The organism is Streptomyces sp. NPDC005863, from assembly GCF_042871345.1.
GTDB lineage: Bacteria > Actinomycetota > Actinomycetes > Streptomycetales > Streptomycetaceae > Streptomyces.
Genome location: NZ_JBIAII010000001.1, coordinates 942,386 through 964,193 on the forward strand (window position 1 = coordinate 942,386; position 21,808 = coordinate 964,193).

19 protein-coding genes and 1 pseudogene are annotated in these 21,808 nt (G+C 69.9%); 10 read left to right on the forward strand and 10 right to left on the reverse strand.

The features are described from left to right. Positions 1-67 precede the first annotated feature (67 nt). Positions 68-952: an SAVMC3_10250 family protein gene (locus ACFYO9_RS04025; protein ID WP_358777581.1), complete on the forward strand. Its 885-nt coding sequence runs from the start codon at positions 68-70 to the stop codon at positions 950-952. A gap of 361 nt (positions 953-1,313) precedes the next feature. On the opposite strand, the gene ACFYO9_RS04030 is transcribed toward ACFYO9_RS04025, so the two are convergent. Next, positions 1,314-2,801, reverse strand: coding sequence for a recombinase family protein (locus ACFYO9_RS04030; protein WP_358777582.1), 1,488 nt, complete (start codon positions 2,799-2,801; stop codon positions 1,314-1,316). A gap of 53 nt (positions 2,802-2,854) precedes the next feature. On the opposite strand from ACFYO9_RS04030, the pseudogene ACFYO9_RS04035 reads away from it, so the two are divergent. From ACFYO9_RS04035 to ACFYO9_RS04045, 3 genes and pseudogenes are all read left to right on the forward strand, one after another. Then, positions 2,855-3,001: pseudogene (locus tag ACFYO9_RS04035) on the forward strand (peptide-methionine (S)-S-oxide reductase); the annotation flags it as partial. A gap of 492 nt (positions 3,002-3,493) precedes the next feature. Next, on the forward strand, positions 3,494-4,153 hold the full coding sequence (locus ACFYO9_RS04040; protein WP_358777583.1) for an ATP-dependent Clp protease proteolytic subunit: 660 nt from the start codon (positions 3,494-3,496) through the stop codon (positions 4,151-4,153). Between the two features lie 13 nt (positions 4,154-4,166). Further along, a complete protein-coding gene (locus ACFYO9_RS04045) occupies positions 4,167-4,775 on the forward strand; it encodes an ATP-dependent Clp protease proteolytic subunit (protein WP_355803450.1) in 609 nt (202 codons plus the stop codon). Positions 4,776-4,800: 25 nt separating this feature from the next. Here ACFYO9_RS04045 and ACFYO9_RS04050 read toward each other — a convergent pair whose 3' ends face one another. Beyond that, a complete protein-coding gene (locus ACFYO9_RS04050) occupies positions 4,801-5,238 on the reverse strand; it encodes a helix-turn-helix domain-containing protein (RefSeq protein ID WP_388665944.1) in 438 nt (145 codons plus the stop codon). 130 nt (positions 5,239-5,368) lie between these two features. Beyond that, positions 5,369-6,268 (reverse strand): helix-turn-helix transcriptional regulator, encoded by a 900-nt coding sequence (locus ACFYO9_RS04055; protein WP_358777584.1) that lies wholly within the window; start codon positions 6,266-6,268, stop codon positions 5,369-5,371. A gap of 139 nt (positions 6,269-6,407) precedes the next feature. Between ACFYO9_RS04055 and ACFYO9_RS04060 the strand changes: the two genes are divergently transcribed. Together ACFYO9_RS04060 and ACFYO9_RS04065 are read left to right on the forward strand one after the other, a co-directional pair. Beyond that, positions 6,408-7,460 carry an NAD(P)-dependent alcohol dehydrogenase gene (locus ACFYO9_RS04060; RefSeq protein WP_355803454.1) on the forward strand — a complete coding sequence of 351 codons (1,053 nt, stop codon included), beginning with the start codon at positions 6,408-6,410 and terminating at the stop codon, positions 7,458-7,460. 154 nt (positions 7,461-7,614) lie between these two features. After that, a complete protein-coding gene (locus ACFYO9_RS04065; protein ID WP_355803455.1) occupies positions 7,615-8,001 on the forward strand; it encodes a VOC family protein in 387 nt (128 codons plus the stop codon). Here the strand turns inward: ACFYO9_RS04065 and ACFYO9_RS04070 are convergent. From ACFYO9_RS04070 to ACFYO9_RS04085, 4 genes are all read right to left on the reverse strand, one after another. Then, entirely contained in the window at positions 7,983-8,435 is a 453-nt protein-coding gene (locus tag ACFYO9_RS04070) for an ASCH domain-containing protein (RefSeq protein ID WP_358777585.1), read from the reverse strand. The two genes, ACFYO9_RS04065 and ACFYO9_RS04070, sit on opposite strands and share 19 nt — an antisense overlap. A gap of 158 nt (positions 8,436-8,593) precedes the next feature. Then, complete coding sequence (locus tag ACFYO9_RS04075) at positions 8,594-11,989, reverse strand: S8 family peptidase (RefSeq protein WP_358777586.1); 3,396 nt, start codon at positions 11,987-11,989, stop codon at positions 8,594-8,596. A 180-nt stretch (positions 11,990-12,169) separates the two neighbouring features. Further along, on the reverse strand, positions 12,170-13,435 hold the full coding sequence (locus tag ACFYO9_RS04080; protein WP_358777587.1) for an Ig-like domain-containing protein: 1,266 nt from the start codon (positions 13,433-13,435) through the stop codon (positions 12,170-12,172). A gap of 256 nt (positions 13,436-13,691) precedes the next feature. Then, a complete protein-coding gene (locus ACFYO9_RS04085; RefSeq protein ID WP_355803462.1) occupies positions 13,692-14,072 on the reverse strand; it encodes a hypothetical protein in 381 nt (126 codons plus the stop codon). A gap of 110 nt (positions 14,073-14,182) precedes the next feature. On the opposite strand from ACFYO9_RS04085, the gene ACFYO9_RS04090 reads away from it, so the two are divergent. Beyond that, on the forward strand, positions 14,183-14,512 hold the full coding sequence (locus ACFYO9_RS04090; RefSeq protein WP_355803463.1) for an LAETG motif-containing sortase-dependent surface protein: 330 nt from the start codon (positions 14,183-14,185) through the stop codon (positions 14,510-14,512). 3 nt (positions 14,513-14,515) lie between these two features. On the opposite strand, the gene ACFYO9_RS04095 is transcribed toward ACFYO9_RS04090, so the two are convergent. Beyond that, positions 14,516-14,992, reverse strand: coding sequence for an ATP-binding protein (locus ACFYO9_RS04095; RefSeq protein WP_358777588.1), 477 nt, complete (start codon positions 14,990-14,992; stop codon positions 14,516-14,518). 234 nt (positions 14,993-15,226) lie between these two features. Between ACFYO9_RS04095 and ACFYO9_RS04100 the strand changes: the two genes are divergently transcribed. The 3 genes from ACFYO9_RS04100 to ACFYO9_RS04110 all read left to right on the forward strand — a co-directional run bounded on the left by ACFYO9_RS04100 (position 15,227) and on the right by ACFYO9_RS04110 (position 18,880). Then, complete coding sequence (locus ACFYO9_RS04100; RefSeq protein WP_358777589.1) at positions 15,227-16,078, forward strand: helix-turn-helix transcriptional regulator; 852 nt, start codon at positions 15,227-15,229, stop codon at positions 16,076-16,078. A gap of 10 nt (positions 16,079-16,088) precedes the next feature. Then, a complete protein-coding gene (locus ACFYO9_RS04105) occupies positions 16,089-16,283 on the forward strand; it encodes a DUF397 domain-containing protein (protein WP_355803469.1) in 195 nt (64 codons plus the stop codon). Between the two features lie 1,778 nt (positions 16,284-18,061). Further along, entirely contained in the window at positions 18,062-18,880 is an 819-nt protein-coding gene (locus ACFYO9_RS04110; protein ID WP_355803471.1) for a PepSY domain-containing protein, read from the forward strand. A 78-nt stretch (positions 18,881-18,958) separates the two neighbouring features. Here ACFYO9_RS04110 and hutH read toward each other — a convergent pair whose 3' ends face one another. Both hutH and ACFYO9_RS04120 read right to left on the reverse strand, forming a co-directional pair. Next, positions 18,959-20,497 carry a histidine ammonia-lyase gene (hutH, locus tag ACFYO9_RS04115; protein WP_388666017.1) on the reverse strand — a complete coding sequence of 513 codons (1,539 nt, stop codon included), beginning with the start codon at positions 20,495-20,497 and terminating at the stop codon, positions 18,959-18,961. Between the two features lie 93 nt (positions 20,498-20,590). After that, complete coding sequence (locus tag ACFYO9_RS04120; RefSeq protein ID WP_355803473.1) at positions 20,591-21,763, reverse strand: GGDEF domain-containing protein; 1,173 nt, start codon at positions 21,761-21,763, stop codon at positions 20,591-20,593. Between the last annotated feature and the right edge of the window lie 45 nt (positions 21,764-21,808).

Genomic DNA, 21,808 nt, shown 5'->3' on the forward strand with positions numbered 1-21,808 from the left:
TCTTGCTTTCGGTCGCGTTGAGCGTCGACGTTGCCGGACCATCGGATGACCTACCTGGGGACGGGGTATGCGCTTCAACAACATGATCTATTTCTCTCGGCGGCGGCTGGAGGCATTCTTTCCGGACCGCCCGTCTAGGCGCATGCCAACCGTAGCTGCCTCCGTTGACTTCCAAGTCGCTGCGGTAGAACTGACACCTCCAGCCGAGCGAACGCCCACAGAAGCCGAGTTACACAAATTGCGCCAGGTGCGACGGGAAATCGAGCACAAAGCAGCTCACTTCTATGCGCCCGATCTGACTACAGGTGACTGGATTTATTTCGATCTCAGGATGGGATGGAGCACCTCTCACGAGGACAGCGCCCTACCCGACCTCGATGACGTCCTGCTGTTCTTCGGTTCCATGCCAAACGAACGCGGACGCGGCGGCACTCCTGTCGATCTCATGCTGTGCGGCTCGACAGAACATCTCCTAAAGAAGACGGCGACCGCCGGAAGGATGGGTTCAGGAACCGGGTGGCTGCACAGTCTCATCCTCAAGATCAACGGGTCTGACGCGCGGGGCAGCACGGAAATTCCCGAGGACCTGAATCGGCAGGCCCTGGCAGCACCTCGCGTGAACCGGCCCAACCAGGTTGCACGTTGGGTGTTCGATGTGATCGCCCGGCACCATGCACCTGCCCACCGCGCCCGCGTACAGGGTTTGGCACGCGTGGATCTCAACATCCCGGAGGGCGAGTACGTACCGCGTCTGATCGTCGCTACTCCCCTCTATGTGCAAGACACTTCACGGAAGCCGACTCGATGGATCACGAGGCTACGTCTCCATCGTGATCTCTGCCGTCGGTACGGCCACTCCATCTGGAAGTTGAACCCGGACCTACCTCCTCGCGACCGTAACCGCTATTACAACCCTGCGGATCAACAGCCGGCTCCGAGCCGCCACGCGTAACACGGGTTTCCTGCCTGTCGCCCTCAGATACGATCTCGCGTTCTCATTCGCTGGAGAGCACCGCCGATCCCGCACTGGACCGCCAACTAGCACAAGAGGGCAGGGAGGACGGGCCCTGCGAGAGGTCGGAGTGGACGGAATGACACACCCGAATCCTCGAGAATTGGGGATGGCATAAACGACTAAAGCGCCAGCTTGGAGCAAAGAGCGCCGACATTGTATATCAACGATTCTCAGCGGCGGCCTAATCAATGAATGTGACGGAAAGCGAACCCATCATAAAGGCCATCGGTCACGACAACTCGACTAAAATAACAGATGGGGGCGTTAACAATCGCGTCCCCTCCATCTGCGTGCCGCTCTACCTCTCGGTCCACTTGGGGTCAAGCAGGTCAGGATTGAACGGCCGCCTACCCCCTCCGCCCACAGGACGGACGATCACAGCGTGAAGCGCCTCGCGAATGAGCGCACGCTTTTGTGCCATATCGAGCCTGCCTGACTCCCACTGTTCCCGAACGTCCTCAGTCACCACCGAAGCCCGCTGGACACGCAGAGCGTGCTGCGTGCGCTCCTTGCGCAGATCCTTGATGCGCGACTCCATCTTGTGGTTCTCAGGGAAGAACAGCTCATCCGAGATCTGGTCGTCCTGCCACGCCTGCAACATCTTCCGCTGCTTAGCCATCAAGCGGTTGAGCTCATCCTCTCCACCCCACACAGAGTCCGTCTCGCTCTTGACGGCCGCACGCTCCTCCAGCTTCGCGAGTACAGCCTCAGTGATGCACTCATCCACCTTGGTTCCGTTACGGGCACTGCCCCCGCAACCACCCATGGACCGACTCGGGCACTGATAGAGGTATCCACCTGAGAGGTCTGCCCTGGTGCTCGCCCTCAGCGGAGCGCTGCAGATCTGCCCATCAGCCTTTGGCTTTCCGCATCGGAGAATCCCCGTCAGAAGATGTGAGGGAGTCCGGTAGTCGGTGATCGTGCCGTCAGCCTTGATATTCGGGCCAAGCCGAGCGGAGAAGAGAGCATCAATGGCCATCCACTCTTTCGGAGTGATGATGGGCTCCCACTGCCCCACTACCGGGACACCACCAGCGTCTCTGACCAAATCTCCATTGTGCTTTCGCCACCCGCACAAACGAGGATTCCAGAGAGCGAGCTTCAGCGATCGACTTCGCCACACGTTCCCGTGAACGGTCCGCACACCCTCGTCACTCCACGCGGCAAGGATGGAGTGGAGCGACTTCCCCGCGATCACTTCGCGCGCCGCCTTGGCCAAGATCCTGGCTTCATCCGGCTCAAGCGTCAGCTTGTCGGCCTTCCATCCGAACGGCCGCGTACCGCCCACAGGAATCCCCTGCTCTGCACGGCGACGGTGCGAGCGACGCGTGCGCCGCTTGATCTTGCGTACTTCCGCCTTCGCGATGACGACTCCGAACAGGCCCATGGACTCAACGTCTTCGTTGTAGAGGTCCTTGAGCCCCTTGGCGTCCGCGTAGACCCGTCCGTCCTCGTACGTCAGAGCATCCACGAACCGCTCGTAGTCGCCGACCCGCCTCACCAGTCGATCGTCCGCGACGACGATCGCACCACGCACCTCTTGCCCGCACGGGAGCTGCCCGGCCTTGAGGGTCCTCAACATCCCCTCGAAGTCGGGCCGTACGACATTGGCCTTGGCTGCCGAGAGATCGTTGTCTGTGTAGTAGTGAACGATCCGCAGGCCGAACGCGGCTGCGGTTTCGTCGTTGACGTTGTGCTGGTCCTCGACCCCGTGGCCGTCCCTCTCCAGGTCGGCCGAGATCCTCGCGTAGGCCACCACCGGGACTAACTGATCACCTTTGATCATGTCGAACTCCCCCTGTTTGTCGGGCAGTTCAAATACTGCATGAAAGATACGGATACCACCAGCAGTACCTGGACAAGAACCCCGACGGCTACTGCGGCATCGGCGGCACCGGTGTGAAGCTGGCCGACCCGTTCGAGACCAACTGGGGCGTGTCCTGCCCGACCGGGATCGCACCCGCCCCCGAGGCCGCGCAGCGGTAACCAGAGCAACCGGGCGGACTGCGAGTACGCTCGATGGCAAGGCGTTCCGCACCTCGCTGAGCGGTGCCCGCGCCTTGGGTGACGGCCGCCGCCCGCCTCACGTGTGGCGGCGACCGTCGAGTGCGCGAAGTGGCCGGCTCCCCTCCGACGCCACCTCGCGCGGGTGTCCTCCCGGCTCGTCAGGACGCGGGATTTTCCTGACTCGGCGACGCGGAGGACAGTGGCTGGAGCCGTGGCGTCGGCGATACGGCTCCAGCGGGCCGTTTCCGGTGAGGGTAGAGCGACCGCGCTCCCGGTGGGAATGGTGCCCGAGCGCTTCCCCGCCCATCTGTCCGAAAAAACGGCATGCCCTGCCGAGACCCTCCGCCTCCTGCCACCTCTGCCGTCGGCGAATCTGCCGACGGCAGAGATCTCTGTCGTCGAGCGTCCCGTGGGTCAACAGTGAGGTCAGGGCGCGGCGTCGAGAGCCGCCCAGGACTTCAGGGAGGCCCGATGACAGGGCGCGAAAGCGGCTGGGGCGCGGCGGCGCGGCCGCGGGCCGAGGACGGGGAGACCACCCCGTCGCGGTTCGACGACCATCTGGCCGCGCAGTTGCTCAACCAGCGGATCGTGTTCCTCGGGACCCAGGTCGACGAGGTGTCCGCCAACCGGGTCTGCGCGCAGATGCTGCTGCTGTCGGCGGAGGACCCGAAGACCGACATCAGTCTGTACATCAACAGCCCCGGCGGCTCCGTCACCGCCGGGCTCGCCATCTACGACACGATGCGGCTCATCCCCAACGACGTGGCGACGCTCGCCATGGGATTCGCCGCGAGCATGGGGCAGTTCCTGCTGAGCGTGGGCACCGCCGGCAAGCGGTTCGCGCTGCCCAACGCGCGGATCATGATGCACCAGCCGTCGGCGGGCATCGGCGGCACCACCGCCGACATCGCCATCCAGGCGGAGAACCTGGAGTTCACCAAGCGGGCCATCGAGCGGATCACCGCCGAGCACACCGGCCAGAGCGAGGAGACGATCTCGCGGGACGGCGACCGCGACCGCTGGTTCACCGCCGAGCAGGCCAAGGAGTACGGGATGGTCGACCACGTCGTCGCCTCCCTGGAGGACGTGCGGCCCGCCGGGTCGAAACGCCGTATCGGGCTCGGCATCTGAGGGGACGTCAGCGGTGAGTCAGTACACCATTCCCACCGTCGTCGAGCGCACGCCGCAGGGCGAGCGCGCGTACGACATCTACAGCCGGCTGCTCTCCGAGCGCATCATCTTCCTCGGCACGGAGATCGACGACGGCGTCGCCAACGTCGTCATCGCGCAACTGCTCCACCTGGAGTCATCCGCCCCGGAGCGCGAGGTCGCCGTCTACATCAACTCGCCCGGAGGCTCCTTCACCTCGCTCATGGCGATCTACGACACCATGAGCTTCATCTCCGCGCCGATCTCGACCTTCTGCGTCGGCCAGGCCGCCTCCACGGCCGCCGTGCTGCTCGCGGGCGGCGACCCGGGGCGGCGGTTCATCCTCGACCACGCGCGCGTGCTGCTCGGCCAGCCCGCGAGCCGGGGGCAGCAGGGGACCGTGTCCGACCTCAGCCTGCAGGCCAAGGAGATGCTGCGGATCCGCTCGCAGGTCGAGGAGGTCCTGGCCCACCACACGCACCACGACGTGGCGACCCTGCGCGCCGACATGGACCGCGACAAGGTCTTCACGGCGCAGGAGGCGGTCGCGTACGGCCTCGCCGACCAGGTGCTCAGCAGGCGGACGCTGCCGGTCGCCGCCTGACGACGACGGGGGCGGGACCCGGAGGTCAGGCCGCCAGGCGGACCTCCGACCGGTACGACGCCCTGGCCGGCCTCACGCGGGGAAGGCCGGCCAGGCGCGTCTGGGCCAGCGACAGCAGGTCGGGCAGGCCCAGGCCGAGTGCGCGGGCGGCGGCCGCGAGGACCTCGGACGAGGCCTCCTTGCGGCCCCGCTCCAGCTCGGAGAGGTAGGGCATGGAGATCCGGGCGGCGTCCGCCACGTCCTTGAGGGTGCGTTCCTGGGCCAGGCGTTCGCGGCGCAGGACATCGCCGACGACGTCCCGCCAGAGGGGCTCCCTGGCCTCCCCGGCCTCCCCCGCCTCCTTCGCCGCCTTGCCCGTGGGGCGCAGGGGGCCCGCGGGGCGCAGGGGGACGACGCGCGCCCCGTACGGATTCGGCTGCTGCTTCGGCGCGTTCTGCGGCTCTTGTGCCTCGTGGCTGCTCACTCCCCCAGCCTAGGAGCGGGACCGCCACCGGGGCAGCACGCGGCGTTCCGCCGCCCGCGAAATCCCGGCCCGCCACCGGGTCCCGGCTACTTCGCCACCGGGTCCGGGCTACTTCGCCAGCGGGTCCCGGCTACTTCGCCGCCGTACCCACCGACGACGCGTCCCGCCCCCAGCTGGCCAGCAGCCGCAGGCCCTGCGCCGACGCCGAGTCCGGCTCCGCGTGGTACATCACCATCTGCTGGTCGCAGTCGTCCGGCAGCCGCAGCGTCTCGTACGAGAGGGTCAGCTCGCCCACCAGGGGGTGCCGCATCTGCTTGACGCCGTGGCCCTTCTCCCGGACGTCGTGCGTGGCCCACAGCCCCCGGAACTCCTCGCTCTTCACGGAGAGTTCGCCGACCAGCGAGGAGAGCTCGGGGTCGTTGGGGTAGCAGCCGGCGTCCATGCGGAGGTAGCTGACGATGTCGGACGCCTTCTGCTCCCAGTCCGTGAAGAGCTCGCGCGAGCGCGGGTCGAGGAAGCAGATGCGCGCCCAGTTGCGCTCCTTGGGCGCCAGCTCGCCCCAGTCGCCGAAGAGCGCCGCGGCCATCGCGTTCCAGCCGAGGATGTCGGTGCGGCGGCCCACCACGTACGCGGGCACGCCCGTGACGGAGTCCAGGAGCTGCTGCAGCGCGGGCCGCATGTGCTGGGGGCGCACGGCCTTCTTCTTCTTGTGCGCCTTCGGCTTCGCGAGGTGTGTCAGATGGGCGTGCTCGGCGTCGGTGAGGCGCAGGGCGCGCGCGATGGCGTCCAGGACCTCGGCCGAGACGTTGCGGCCGTTGCCCTGTTCGAGCCGGGTGTAGTACGCCACGGAGACGCCGGCGAGCTGCGCGAGCTCCTCGCGGCGCAGGCCGGGCACCCTGCGGTGCCGCCCGAAGTCCGGCAGGCCGACGTCCTGCGGCTGCAGCCGCGCCCTGCGGGTGCGCAGGAACTCGCTCAGCTCGGCCCTGCCGTCCAGCGGGCGGCCCGCCGGGGCCGCGGGGTTCTCGTCCATGCACTCCAGTATCCAGGGTCGGGCGCCGGCATCCAGGGGTCGTACGACCGGGAGCCTGACCTTGCCAGTGGTAGGCACAGTGGTCGTAGGCAGAGTGGAGGCCTGGGTGACACCGCAGGTCAGTGGCAGCCTCGAAGGCATGACTGAGCAGATCACCACCGTTTCCGCCTACGCCGCTCCCGCCCCCGAGGCGCCCCTGGAGCGGACCACCGTGCCGCGCCGCGCCGTCGGCGAGCACGACGTCCTGATCGACATCAAGTACGCCGGTATCTGCCACTCGGACATTCACCAGGCCCGCGACGGCTGGGGCGAGGGCATCTACCCGATGGTGCCCGGCCACGAGATCGCCGGTGTCGTCACCGAGGTCGGCCCCGGTGTCACCAAGTTCACCGTGGGTGACCGCGTCGGCGTCGGCTGCATGGTCGACTCCTGCCGCGAGTGCGAGAACTGCAAGGCGGGCCTGGAGCAGTACTGCGTCAAGGGCAACGTCCCGACGTACAACGGCATCGGCAAGGACGGCGAGCCGACGTACGGCGGTTACTCCACGCACATCGTCGTGGACGAGGCGTTCACCGTCCGCATCCCCGAGGGGATCTCGCTCGACGTGGCCGCGCCGCTGCTGTGCGCCGGCATCACCACGTACTCCCCGCTGCACCGCTGGAACGCGGGCCCCGGCAAGAAGGTCGCCGTGGTGGGTCTCGGCGGTCTCGGCCACATGGCCGTCAAGATCGCGCACGCCATGGGCGCCGAGGTGACCGTGCTTTCGCAGTCGCTGCGCAAGAAGGACGACGGGCTGCGGCTCGGCGCCGAGCACTACTACGCGACCAGCGACGAGGCCACGTTCGAGCAGCTCGCGGGCTCCTTCGACATGATCCTGTCGACCGTGTCGGCGCCGCTGCCGCTGGACAAGTACCTGGGCCTGCTGCGCTCGGAGGGTGCCTTCGTGAACGTCGGCGCCCCGGAGGAGCCCGTCTCGCTCAACCTCTTCTCGGTGATCGGCGGCGGCAAGACCCTCGCCGGATCGATGATCGGCGGCATCCAGGAGACGCAGGAGATGCTGGACTTCTGCGCCGAGCACGGCCTCGGCTCGGAGATCGAGCTGATCCGCGCCGACCAGATCAACGAGGCGTACGAGCGGGTGCTCGCCAGCGACGTGCGCTACCGCTTCGTGATCGACACCGCGACGATCTGAGCGGTCCGGCCCTGGTGCGGGCCGTGGCCTGAATCCGGTGCGTCGTGGGGCCTAGGCCTCATGGCGCACCGTTTCGTTCCCCCGGCCGATACGGCGCCCGGGCGCCCGGACCTACCGTTGTCCCCATCAGCGAAGGGCAGCAGGAGGTCACATCATGTCGGTCGAGCTGAACCACACCATCGTCGCCGCCTCGGACAAGCACGCGTCCGCCCGCTTCCTCGCGGACATCCTCGGCCTGGAGGTGGGCCCGCAGTACGGGCCGTTCATCCCGGTGGAGATCCCCAACGGCGTGACCCTCGACTTCTACGACGGCGACGGCGGCCCGCACTCGCCGCAGCACTACGCCTTCCTCGTCTCCGAGGACGACTTCGACGCCATCTTCGGGCGCATCAAGAGCCGCGGCCTCGCCCACTGGGCCGACCCGCACCACAAGCGGGCCGACGAGATCAACACCAACGACGGCGGTCGGGGCGTCTACTGGGAGGACCCCGACGGCCACAACCTGGAGATCCTCACCCGGCCCTACGGCAGCGGCGCCTGAACCTCCGCCACCAGCCGGAAGCGCTCCAGGACGAGTTCGGTCGTGTCGTCCACGGTGAAGCCGGGGTCTTCGAGCGCGGCGCGCATCGCCTCGCTGTGCCAGAACCTCTCGTGGCCCGCCCGCCATTGGGCGACGGTCGTGTAACCCTCGCCCTCGTCCACGGCGTGCGCGAGGTCCACTTCGGCGAGCGGCACGACGCGGACCTCGGTGGTCTCGATGACGCCCACCGGCCGGTCGTCGGAGTCGACGAGGACGGCGCGCGCGCCCACCACGGGCAGCGGGTCGCCGTCGTGTTCGTAGTCGACGACCAGGCCCGTCGTCGAGGTCTTGGACCCGTCGAGAATAGCGCCCACCAACTGGTCGCGCAGGGGGCCCGGGAAGGCGAACTCGGCTTTGGGCAGGCCCTCGTACGCCTGCGGGGGGATCGTCGTCATGGGGGCACGGTAGCGACGGCGGGGCCCGGCCGTCCCCCGTATTTCGTCCCCCGTATGTCCACGCGGCCCTGATTGCGACGCGACGCGGCGCCGACGGCCATCTGCTCCGTCGGCGCCGCGTCCGTTCACCTCACTGACGGCGTGTCAGTGCGCGGTGCTCACTTGCCGTAGTACGCGTTGTAGATCGACAGCGTCGACTTGTTGCCCTTCTTGTCCGCGATCTTGGCGTGGAACGAGACCGCCTTGTCCTTGGCCGGGTTGGTCACGGAGATCTTCCCGTGGCTGACCGTGGTCTTCTTCCAGGTCTGGCCGTAGTCGTAGGAGACGTACACGGCGAGGGACTTGAGGTTGGCGCCCGCCGCCGAGCCGAGGACCGTCACCGGCACCGACTGCTTCTCGCCCGCCTTCGCCCTGCTCCACAGGTCGACCGCCGGGCTGAACCGCGCCGCGGAGACCGGCAGCCTCGCGTGGTCCGCCTTCTTGGAGCGGAACGAGAAGCTCGCGTCGACGCGCGTGGTGGCCGCGCCGATCTTGACGCTGCGCTTCACGGACGTCGTCAGCTTGTACGCGGCGTCGCCCGAGGGCACCTTGAACGGCTTCTGGCCGACCAGCGGGTCGTCGTTCTCGGCGACCTTGGTGCCGTTGCGGTACAGCGTGGTCTTCACCGCCGAGTACAGCGAGTAGCCGGCGTGCGTCTTGCCGTCCGCGTACAGCGGCAGATACCCCGAAATCTCGTCGGCGTCCCGGAAGACGCCGTACCCGCCGCCGATGCGCGGGCCGAAGACGGCCGTGTTGAACGTCTTCTCGTAGCTCTTGCCCCCGGTGAACGTCTGCGGGGTGCCCAGCGAGTACCCCACCTCCGCCGTCGGGAAGCCGTTCGGGTCGACCGGGCCGTTCTGCTCGAAGTCCAGGCCCCACTTCACCTTGTCCGCGGTGGACACGAGGAGCGTGCGGGTGGTGGGCAGCTTCGTCGGGACGCCCACGGACCAGCCGCTCTGGGAGGTGGGCAGCTCGCCGTACGCGCGCAGCGAGCCCGTCTTGCCGCGCACGGAGGCGCCGAGTCCGGCCTTGACCGTGGCCAGGTCGCTCGCCTTGTAGTGCTTGGTGTAGCCGGTGGCGACCTGCTTCACCGGGCCGCCGGCGAGGGTGTTGTACTCGGTGTCGCCGCCCTTGGTCCAGACGGCCGCCCACTGCTGGTTGAGCGTGACGCCGGTCGGGGTGGCGCCGACGGAGCCGGTGCGGAAGTTCTTGTACTCGTCCAGGAGCCAGCCGTAGCCGGCGCTGAAGTCCGCGGTCTCGACCGTGTATTCGGGCGCGGCCAGCACACCCGTGACGCCGGTGTCCGGCACGGTGACGTCGACCGGCTTCGCGGTCCGCGCGTCGACCGTCACCGTCGTGTTCCTGGTGACGTCGAGCTTCGGCTGGGCCAGCCAGTCGACGCCCTTGGAGAAGTCCGCCGGGTCGGCCACCACGTTGGAGTTCAGGACGTAACTCCCCTTGGGCACCCGCACCTTGACGGTGCCGGAGGCGTCGTAGGGCGACAGGTCGACGCCCTGTCCTGCGCCGGTGAGGCCGAGCAGGGAGACGTCGAAGTTCTTCGTCGGCTGCCCGTCACGCCCGAGGTACTTCAGGGTGAGGTCGTACGACTCCACCTCGCGCTCGACCGCGGCGGCGGTGCGCACGCTCTGGCCGTCGCCGGTCGCGACGACGTACGCGGAGTACGCGCCGTCGACGGTGCCGCCCAGGCGGGTGTCGGCGGTCAGGTCGACGGAGGCGGTGCCGCCCGCCGGGACGGTGACCTTCTTCGCGCCGAGCGTGAAGAAGCCGGCCGGGGCCGGGCGGCCCTTCGGGTCGGTGGCCGTCACTGTGAGATCGAGGGTGACCGCGGTCTTGCCGAGGTTCCGGTACGTCACCTTCTCGGTGGCCGGCTTGTCGTCGGCGTGCGGCCACTGCTGCCGGTCGAAGCCCACCGACACGGGCTCGGCGACGACGCTCTGCTCGATGGCGCGGTCGACCGCGATGCGGCCCGAGCCCTGCTGGAAGGGCGTGTACGCGCCGGGCGCGGTGGAGCCGGTGAGGGCGCCCTTGAGCTCGGCCTGCTTCCAGTCGGGGTGCTGCTGCTTGAGCAGGGCGGCGGCGCCCGCGACGTGCGGGGTCGCCATCGACGTACCGGAGATCGTCAGATAGCCCTCGGGGTTCTGGCCGACCTCCTTCTCGATGACGCTGCCCGGTGCCGCCGCGGCCGTGATGTCCACGCCGGGCGCGGTCACGTCCGGCTTGATCGCGCCGTCGCCGATCCGCGGGCCCTGGCTGGAGAAGTCCGCCAGCTTGTCGTGGTCGTCGACCGCGCCGACGGTGAGGGCGGCGTCCGCGCTGCCGGGCGAGCCGATCGTGCCGGGCTCGCCGTCGTTGCCCGCGGCGATCGCGAAGAGGATGCCCTTCTCCGCGGAGACCTTGTCGACCTGGGCTTCGAGCGGGTCGATGCCGGGGCTGTCGGGGCCGCCGAGGCTGAGGTTGACGACGTCGGCGCCCTCGGCGGCCGCCCAGTCCATGGCGGCGATGATGCCGGAGTCCTCGCCGTAGCCGTCGTCGCCGAGGACCTTGCCGTTGAGGAGCTTCGCGCCGGGCGCGACGCCCTTGAACTTGCCGCCGGACTTGGCTCCGGTGCCGGCCGCGATGGACGCGACGTGGGTGCCGTGGCCGTAGCGGTCCTTGGCGTCGGCCGCCTGGGAGAAGTTCTTCTCGGCGACCACCTGGTCCTTGAGGTCCGGGTGGGTGGCGTCGATGCCGGTGTCCAGGACGGCGATCTTGACGCCCTTGCCGTCGTACCCGGCGGCCCAGGCCTTGTCGGCGCCGATCTGCTTGACGCTCTTGTCGAGGCTCGCCTTGCGGATGCCGTCCAGCCAGACGTGGCCGATGCCGGACGCGGCGGTGCGGGCACCGTCCTTGCCGCTGGTGAGCGCGGTCCACAGGTCGGCCGCGTCGCGCTTCGGGGTGCTGAGCGCGTCGGCGTTCAGCGAGGTCAGGCTCCGGCGCACCGTGGTGTCACCGGCCGAGCGCACCTCGGCCCTGGCGCCGCCCGCGGCTCCCTTGTAGCCGACGATGACGCGCAGGCCCTTCTTCTGGGCGGCACGGTTGCGCTTCTTGTTCAACTCGGTGACGTCGAACAGGCGTTGGTCCACCGTGCCGTCGGCTATGAGACGCCGGGCGTCGGCGGGTATCAGCAGCGTGTGCCCGCCGCTGCGCCGCAGCTGTACGGGGATGTGCTCCCGCCCCTTGGCGCGGTCGAGCCCGATCACCCGGCCCTCGGCGTCGAGGACGGCCCGGTCGCCGGTGATCAGGGTGACGTGGGTGGTGCCGGCGCCGGTGACTCCGGCGGCGCCCGTACCTGGACCCGTACCTGGACCCGTACCCGTACCCGTGCCCCCCGCTGTGCGGGCCTGTCCCGCGGTGACCGGGTTCGCGGCCGCCGGGCTGGTCATGCCCGCCGCGAGGGCCACGGCGACCGCCGCGGCGATACCGGCCCCGCACGCTCTCTTCACTTGTCTGTGCAAGTCTCCCCCTGGAGGTTAAGGGGCAGTGGCCCCTTGGAGGTCGAAGTATGCCGAGGGGGGACCTCCCGCTCAACAGTGCGACAGGAGTGCACAGTTGGGGCACGACGGGAAATGGCCAACGGCCCGCACCCCGTCGTCGGGGGTGCGGGCCGTTGGCGTACGACGACCGTGGGCCGGGGGTCAGACGGCGGAGCCGGCCTTCCACTGCGCCCAGTCCATGTTCCAGCCGTTGAGGCCGTTGTCCGGGGCGACGACCTTGTCGCCGGTGTTGCGGACGTCGACGACGTCACCGGTGATGGAGTTCTCGTAGAACCAGGAGCCCGGCGTGCTCTTGTCGCCCGCACCCTTGGCGTCCTGCAGGCCGATGCAGCCGTGGCTGGTGTTGGCGCCGCCGAAGATGGACGGCGAGCCCCAGTAGTTGCCGTGGATGAAGGTGCCGGAGTTCGACAGGCGCATGGCGTGCGGCACGTCCTTGATGTCGTACTCGCCCTTGCCGTCACCGTCCTTGAAGCCGACGGTGGCGCCGTCCATGCGGGTCTCCTTGAACTTCTCGGAGATCACCATCTTGCCGTTGTACGTCTTGTTCTGGGGCGAGCCCGCGGAGATCGGAATGGTCTTCACGACCTTGCCGTCGCGCATCACCTTCATCTGCTTCGTCTTGGCGTCGACGACGGAGACCTGGTTGCGCCCGATCTTGAACTGCACGGTCTTCTGCTGCACGCCGGTCACGCCGTCGGCGCCCTCGACGCCGTCGAGGTTCAGCTTCAGCGTGACGGTGGAGTTGCCCTTCCAGTACTGCTCGGGGCGGAAGTCCAGGCGATTGTTCCCGAACCAGTGCCCGACGACCTCCTGGCCGCTGCTGGACGACACCTTGATCGCGGACTGGACGTCCTTCTTGTTGGTGATCCCCTTGTCGAAGTTGAGCGACACGGGCATACCGACGCCGACGGTGGAGCCGTTCTCGGGCGTGAAGTTCGCGATGAAGCTGTTGGCCTTCGAGACCGTCGTGAACGCCGAGTTCTCGTGCGCCTTGCGGCCCTCGGAGTCCTGGGCGGTGACCGAGATCTTGTACTTGGTGGCGCGCTCCAGCTGGCCGCTCGGCTTCCAGCTCTTCTTGTCCGCGGCTATCTGCCCCTGCACGGCGGCGCCGCCGTCGGCCGGCTTCATCGTCACGTCCGTGAGGGTGCCGTCGCTGACGGTGACCTTGGCCGCGCTGTTGATGCTCGCGTTGTCGGAGCCGTTCTTCGGCGCGATCTTGATCTGGGCTGCCGATGACTTCTTGGCGGCCGCCTCGTCGACCTGGTTCTGCGACTCCTTGCCGCCCGAAGCCTTGTCGCCGTCGTCACCGCTGCACGCCGAGAGCACGAGCACACCGCCCACGAGGGCGGACACGGCCGCGACGCTCTTGCGCCGGCGCCCGAAACCGCGACGCCTACTGTCCGTCATCACACGCATCTCCATAGTTGCCGAATCCCCAGGACCAACCCCGTGAGTCCCCGTTCCCCGCCCAGTTTCCCGGCCGGTTTCCCGTCCGCATAACGTCCTGCCCGGTTCGTCCCGTTCCACTACCGCGACGAATGTGGGGAACACCACGTTCGCGGTACTGGACGGTCCTGCCTCGGCCACCGTGCTCGGTGGGACGACGGAACCCCGGGCGGCGGTTGCTGCCCGGGGTTCCCGTTTCCGGATTCTTCAATCCGGTCTACAGCACGTCGTCCTTGTACGCGTCGCGGTTCGTGTCCCCGTCCGCGTCACCCTCATCATCCTCGTCGTCATCATCCCCGTCCGTCTCCCAGTCCGGCGAATCGGGGTCGTAGTCGATCATTTCGCTGCTCCAGGAGGCCTGGGTGAGCTCGGTGCCGGGGACCTGGCTGACCAGGTCGAAGGGGTCCACGAGGTAGGCGAGCGCCTCGGCGACGTCCTCCTGGACGGCGGCCTCGGCGTGCGCGCGCTCCTCGGCGGGCATCTGTTCGTCCTCGGCGATGTGCCCGAGGGCGGCTCCGGTCAGCTTCTGGGCGTCATCCACCTCGACGACCATTTCGACCCGCAGCCGCACATACCGTGATGTCTCGTCTCCACTCATGGGACGGAGCGTACGGCCCTCCCCCCTCGCGACTTTCCCGCGACCCGCCCCTTTCATTAGCATCGCCCCACACGGCCAATTCGCCAGCTCCACAAGGGGGATCCGATTCCGTGTCCGCACGTCGATCGCTGCTGACCACCGCCGCAGCGGGAGCCCTTCTCGGCGCCCTGTGCTTCGTCCCCTCCGCGAACGCGACGGCGCCGCCGGCCGACGCGCCCCCGCAGGCGTCGTCACACGCGTCACACACTCCTCCTGCTCGCGACGACCACTTCACGACCACGGCCGCGTCGGGCCACCTGGCGGAGACCGGCGGCTTCGATTCGACGCCGTACGTGATCGGCGGTTCGGCGTTCCTGAGCCTGGGCGCGGGTTTCGTGGTCTTCTCGGTACGCAGGGAGCGGGGCGCCTCCGGCGGGGCGGGCAGAGGGGCGGCGTACTGAGCCTCAGCCCGCCAACTCGCACCACAGCACTTTGCCGCCACGCCCGAAGAGGTCGTCACCCAGCGGATGACCTCCCCACGCTCGCGCGTAATGGCATACGAGGAACAGCCCGCGCCCGCCGCCCGCCTCCACCGGCACGGGCCACAGCCCGGCGGCGCCGGGTCCCCGGTCGAACGGAGGGGGGATGTGCGGATTGGAGTCCCACACACTCACCCGCAACCGCCGCCCGCCGTCCGACGCGCGCAGTCGTAGGGTCACGTCCCCCTCCGCGTACAGGTAGGCGTTGCTCACCAGCTCCGACGTCAAGAGCTCGGCGACCTCGACCAGGTCCGTGAGGCCGTGCGCGACGAGCACGGTCCGCAGCGTGCGGCGGGCCACGCGTGGTGCGCGGGCGTCGTGCGGCAGCTGGAGGGCGTACGCCCAGGGGACGGGTTCGTCGTGCGGGGCCGCGGGGGCCTGCGGCGGGGATACGGTGACCATGAACGCCTCCTGCGGTGACGGGACTTGTCCGCTCCACGGCTGCGCCGGGCGGTGGCATGCCGCGGGGGTTGCGGTGCGCTTCCGGCTTACTGGCGGGGCGAGTTGAGCGGCTTCCCCTCACCGTAGGCTCCGGTTGCTGAAGGTTTTGCACTACCGAGCAAAACCTTCAGGGTTTTCCTTCGTGTGGGTGACGCCCACGACGGGCGTACGCGTACGGGATGGAGCGGGAGAGCCATGGCCACGAGGAGCGCACCGACGGCGCGCCGTCAGCGCATCGGTGCGGAGCTGCGCCGGCTGCGCGAACGCGCGGGCATGACCGCCGCGGAGTCCGCTCGCGCCCTGGGCACCACGCAGGCCCAGATCAGCAACATCGAGGCCAACCGCTTCGGCGTGAGCGCCGAACGCGTGCGCACCCTCGCCCACATGTACGACTGCACTGATCAGCGGCTCGTCGACGCGCTGGCGGACATGGCAGCCGAGCGGACCCGCGGGTGGTGGGAGGAGTACCGCGACAGCCTCCCGCCACGGCTCCTGGACCTGGCCGAGATGGAACACCACGCCGTGTCGCTGCGCGTCGCGCAGGTCATCAACATTCCCGGGCTGCTCCAGACACCCGAGCATGCGCGTGCCCTGTTCCGCGAAGTGGTCCCGGCGTTGCGTCCGCACGAGATCGAGTACCGCGTCTCCCATCGCATCAAGCGCCAGGCGGTCCTCCACGGCGACCGGCGGGTCCCGTATACGGCGCTCGTTCACGAGGCGGCGCTGCGCATGCAGTTCGGCGGACGGGAGGTGGCGAAGGCGCAGCTCGAACACCTCGTCCGGGCCGGCGAGGAGCCGAACGTGACGATCCGGGTGATCCCCTTCGACGGCACGTCGTTTCCCACGTCGGGCCATGGGGTGGATTACGCGCACGGGCCCGTGCCCGCGCTGGACACCGTGCAGCTCGACACGACCCATGGCATCGAGGTCGTCGACGCGGGGGGTCAGTTGGAGAAATACCGGCTGGTCCTGGACCGCATGGAGAGCGTCACCCTGGGCCCGGAGGCCTCTCGCGAACTTGTCCACCGCCTTGTTCACGACATGTGAAGGACCCCTCATGAGCGAGTCGAACTGGCAGAAGTCCACGTACAGCGAGGAAGGGTCGTCCTGCGTGTACGTCAAGGCGTCCCGCGACGGAACGGTCTCCCTCCGGGAGAGCGAGGACCACGCCGAGGTCGTCCTCAGCACCGGGCCCCGGCAGCTGCGGGCGCTCATATCCGCGATACGTGCCCGGAGCGGGGGTACGCGGTGACTTCGACGGTCACCGGGGCCGCCCGGGGTTTTGCGGAGTGTGGCGCCTCCGGGCCGGCAGTAAAGGGCGCCCTACGGGCGTCGGCTCCGCCGATTCCGCTCCGCTCCACCCTTGACTCCCGCCCCTACACCGCGACTTGACCTTCGACCCGGACGGCCAGGGGTGAGGCGGCGGACCTCTCTGCTCGGGTCATCACGTCTCGCTGCCGGGTGCGGACCGGTCCAACGTGGGCGGAGGCCACGGTGCGAGCTCGGCCCACGGCCGGTGTGGTCGGGTCATCGACTTTCGCCGCCGGGTGCGGACCGGTCCATCGTGGGCAGAGGCCACGGTGCGAGCCCGGCCACCCCGGCGGCCTCGCTGTTCGGGTCATCACCTCGCGCTGCCGGGTGCGGCCCGGACCATCGTAGGCGGGCGTCAGGGGCGAGGCTCGGCCGTCCACGCGGCCACGCTGCTCGGGTCATCAGCTCGCGCGGCCCGGTGCGGCCCGGCCCATCGCGGGCGGATGCCAGGGGCGAAGCTCCGCCGTCAACGCTGCCTCGCCGCTCGGGTCATCACCTCTCGCGGCCGGGTGCGGCCCGGTCCATCGTGGGTGCGGGCCACGTGCGTGCGCGGCCAACCCGGCGGCCTCGCGGCTCGGGTCGTGGACTCGCGTTGCCGGGTGCGGGGCGGCTCATGGTGGGTGGGCGTCAGGGTCGGAGTGCGTGTCGAGCTACCGATGCAGACCGTGGCGCTGGGGGTCTGGCACCTACTTCGGGAAAGTTGCGAATCAGACCCCCGCGCGCCCCCCTGCCACTCCCCGCGCGCCGCCCAGCGGGTGCTCGATCACAGGGTCCGGCCCCTCCACCCAGCCCGGTGGCCCCACCGACCCCATCCACCCCACACACCTCATGCGCCACGAGAACCCACCAGTCCCAGAATTCCCCCGGCTCGCAGAGGACCCACCCGCCCCATTCCCTTCGGCGGATGGAACGGTTCCGGGGGCGCTTGGGTGGTGACAGGGGGGCGCGCGGCATATTCATTCGCAACTTTCCCAAAGTAGGTGACAGACCCCGAGGCCACAGCCCCCTGCCCCCGGGCAGCGCAGCGAAGGTGACACCTGCCGACGATGGACCGGACCGCACCCGGCAGTGCGAGCCGATGACCCGAGCGGGGACGCCGTGCGGTGAGCCGAGCCCGCGCCGGGGACGACACGTGATGACCCGAACGGCGAGACCGCCAGGCTGCCCGCACCCGCATAGTGGGCCCCCACTCACGATGGACCGGACCGCGCCCGGCAGCGTGAGCCGATGACCCTAGCGAGGAGGCCGCGCGGCTGGCCGAGCTCGCACCGGGGCCTCGGCGCACGATGGACGGGGCCGCACCCGGCGGCGAAAGCTGATGACCCGACCACACCGGCCGTGGGCCGAGCTCGCACCGTGGCCTCCGCCCACGTTGGACCGGGCCGCACCCGGCAGCGAAACGTGATGACCCAACCCCCAGACCCCGCCGGCCCCACCCCTGGCCGTCCGGGTCGAAGGTCAAGTCGCGGTGTAGGGACGGGAGTCAAGGGTGGAGCGCAGCGGAATCGGCGAAGCCGACGCCCGAAGGGCGCCCTTTACTGCCGGCCCGGAACCGCCACACTCCGCAAAACCCCGGGCGGCCCCGCCCACCCCCAACGTCACCGCCCCACCAACGTCCCCGCCCAAACCGAGCCCCAAAAGAGCCGGGACCACAGTCGATCGGGTGACCCTCGTGCGTGGGGCCCGAGGCACGGCGGGACGGCGGCTCATCATGCGGGTATGAGTAACGAGCTCCGCCAGAAGAACTCCGGCACCTCGCGTGCCCGCCGCATCCGCATCGCCGGCACCGTGTGCGCCATCGTGGCCTCGGCCGCCCTGGTCGCCGGGTGTGGGGACAGCGACAGCAAGACGTCCGCGTCCTCGGCCTCCGGCGCGTCCGTTCCCAAGGAGAAGGCCGCCCCGTCGGACAGCCCCTCCGGCAGCGCGTCCCTCACGCAGGACCAGCAGGAGCGGAAGAAGCTGCTCGGCGTCACCAAGGTCACCTACGACAAGGCCGCCGACACCGCGCTGGCCAAGGTCTCGGGCGGCAAGCTGACCGAGCTGGACCTGGAGGGCGTCGACGACGACGACCGCGACGGCCGCGACGACAACGATGACGACGACGGCAGCGCGAGCCCCAGCGCCAGTGCCAGCGCGAGCGGCAGCCCGAGCGCCAGTGCCAGCGCCAGCGCCAGCGCCCGCTCCGGCAACCCGCAGTGGGTCGCCGAGGTCGCCGAGAAGGACGGCACCGTCCACAAGGTCCACATCGACGCGGTCTCCGGCAAGGTGATCAGCTCCGACCCGGACAAGGACCAGGACGCCGACGACAAGCGCGAGCTGGCCGGTTGGCTCGCCAAGGCGAAGCAGACGCCGCAGGACGCCGCCAAGACGGCCACGGACAAGAAGAAGGGCACCGTCACCTCGGTCAGCCTGGACGACACCGACAGCGGCTCCCTCGTCTGGTCCGTCGACGTCGTCACCGACGACTGGAACAAGACCGACTTCGACGTCGACGCGGTCAAGGGCGACATCACCCGCGAGCACGTCGACCGCGACTGACGTGCCCCCACCAGCACGCACAGAGGGTGCCGTCAGCCGTGACGGCACCCTCTGTCATGCGTGCGGGACAGCGATCGCCTAGGCCAGCGCCCCGGTGACCGGCTCCACCGCCGCGACCAGCGCCCCGGCCCGTACGAACGCGTCCGCCGCCGCCAGGTCCGGCGCGAGGAAGCGGTCCGGGCCCGGGCCCTCGACGCCCGCCTTGCGGACGGCCTCGATGACCGCGCGCGTCGCGGGCGCCGGGGTGAGGCCCTCGCGCAGCTCGACCGCGCGGGTGGCCGCGTACAGCTCGATCGCCACGATGCGGGTGAGGTTGTCGACCGCCGTACGGAGCTTGCGCGCCGCCGACCAGCCCATCGACACGTGGTCCTCCTGCATCGCGGAGGAGGGGATCGAGTCGGCCGACGCCGGGACGGCGAGCCGCTTCATCTCGCTGACCAGTGCCGCCTGCGTGTACTGGGCGATCATCAGGCCCGAGTCGACGCCCGCGTCGTCCGCGAGGAACGGCGGCAGGCCGTGCGAGCGGTTCTTGTCGAGGAGGCGGTCGGTGCGGCGCTCGGCGATCGAGCCGAGGTCGGCGGCGGCGATGGCGAGGAAGTCCAGGACGTACGCGACCGGGGCGCCGTGGAAGTTGCCGTTGGACTCGACCCGTCCGTCGGGCAGCACCACGGGGTTGTCGACGGCGGCGGCCAGCTCGCGCTCGGCGACGAGGCGCGCGTGCGCCATCGTGTCCCGCCCGGCGCCCGCGACCTGCGGGGCGCATCGCACGGAGTACGCGTCCTGCACGCGCGGCGCGTCGTCCTGGTGGTGCCCGGTGAGGCCCGAACCCGCGAGGACGGCCAGCATGTTGGCGGCGGAGGCGGCCTGGCCCGGGTGCGGGCGGATGGCGTGCAGCTCGGGGGCGAGGACCTTGTCCGTGCCGAGCAGGGCCTCCAGCGTGAGGGCCGCGGTGACGTCGGCGGACTTGTAGAGGTTCTCCAGGTCGGCGAGGGCCATGATCAGCATGCCGAGCATGCCGTCGGTGCCGTTGAGGAGGGCGAGGCCCTCCTTCTCGCGGAGCTGTACGGGGGTGATGCCGTGCGCGGCGAGCAGCTCGCCGGCGGGCCGCACCTCGCCGTCGGGGCCCTCCGCGTCGCCCTCGCCCATCAGCGTCAGCGCGCAGTGGCTGAGCGGGGCGAGGTCGCCGGAGCAGCCGAGCGAGCCGTACTCGTGGACGACCGGGGTGATGCCGGCGTTGAGGACGTCGGCCATGGTCTGGGCGACCTCGGGGCGTACGCCGGTGTGGCCGGAGCAGACCGTCTTCAGGCGCAGGAACATCAGCGCGCGGACCACCTCGCGCTCCACGCGCGGGCCCATCCCGGCCGCGTGCGAGCGCACGATGTTGCGCTGCAGCTGGGCGCGGAGGTCCGGGCCGATGTGGCGGCTGGCCAGGGCGCCGAAGCCGGTCGAGACGCCGTAGACGGGGTCGGGCTTGGCGGCGAGCGCGTCGACGATCTCGCGGGCGGCGGCGAGCGAGGCCCGTGCGTCATCCGTCAGTTCGATCCGGGCGTTGTCGCGTGCGACGGCGATGACGTCCGCCGCGGTTGTCCCTGTGGTGCCCAGGGCCACGGTGCCCACGGTGTGCATATCCATATTCAGCAGCGTACGGATTGAATCGCCAAGTGTCACGGGCGGATTCGGCGCGGACCACTTACGGCAGGAGCGGACCACTCACCGCCCTGGTGGTGTCCCCCGTCCCCGGAACTTCCGCCGCTCCCCCGCCGGGGACGTCCCCTCCGGCGCGTCGGCGAGGCTGATCACCGGGTCCGCCCCGCCCCTGCCCCCCTCACGGCCCGCGACCACCGGCTTAGCGGCGTGCGCCGCCTTCGCCCGGTACTGGGCCGCGTCCGCCAGACGGAAGAGGCGGCGGGCCGAGCGGACCGGGCCGATCGGGTCACCCGTCGACGCCACCCCGCACGCCACCCCGTCGCCGAGCTCCAGCTCCGTCGCCCGTACGCAGAGCTCGTCCGCGATCCGCACCACCTCGTCGGCCGTCGGGCCCAGCGAGAGGAGGCAGAACTCGTCGCCGCCCAGCCGCGCCGCCACCGTCCCCGGCAGCATCGCGCCGCAGAGCGAGAGGACCGAGCCGAAACGCTCCAGGAGGCGGTCGCCGACCGCGTGACCCTGGGTGTCGTTGACCCGCTTCAGGCCGTTCACGTCGCAGACGACCAGGCTGACCACACAGCCGTCGGCCAGATGCCGCTCCACCGCCTCGTCGAGCCTGAGGTCGACCGCGCGGCGGTTGGCGAGCCCCGTGAGCGCGTCGGTGAACGCCAGCCTGCGGGCCTCCTCCAGCCGTTCGGTCTGCGCGATCCCGGCGGCCACCACCGCCGCGAGGACCGTCGCGAAGTCCGCGTCGCCCCGGTCGAACACCGGCGCGCCCGGCGAACGCGCCACGTACAGCTCGCCCCAGGCCCGCCCGTGCAGCACGATCGGCGCGATCACACAGCAGCCACGACCCCGGCGCCGCAGCGCGGCCACCCGCTGGTGGCAGTAGCCGGGCGCGCGGGTGTCCGCCGGGCCCTCCGCGGTCTCGACCCAGGCGTGCGGCTCCCCGCCGCCCGCCCAGTGCTCGTGCAGGAACTCGGTGATCTCCGGGAACTGATGGACGGGGTACGCCTCGTTCTCCGGGAACTCCTCCTCGCCCCGGACGCGCTGCCCCGCGTTCACCAGGACCCGCAGCCGGCCCAGGTCCCGCTCCCACACGGAGAGCGCGGCGAAGCTCCCGTTCAGCGCGCGGCAGGTCCCCGCGGCGGCGGCCCGCCAGGACTCGCGCGGAGTGTGCGCGGCGGCCATTCCCTGCGCCAGCTCCACCACGGCCCGCAGCCGGACGTCCTCACCCATTTCCCCAGATTAGGAGGTTTGGGGGGTTTTGGAACCTCGGCCCAG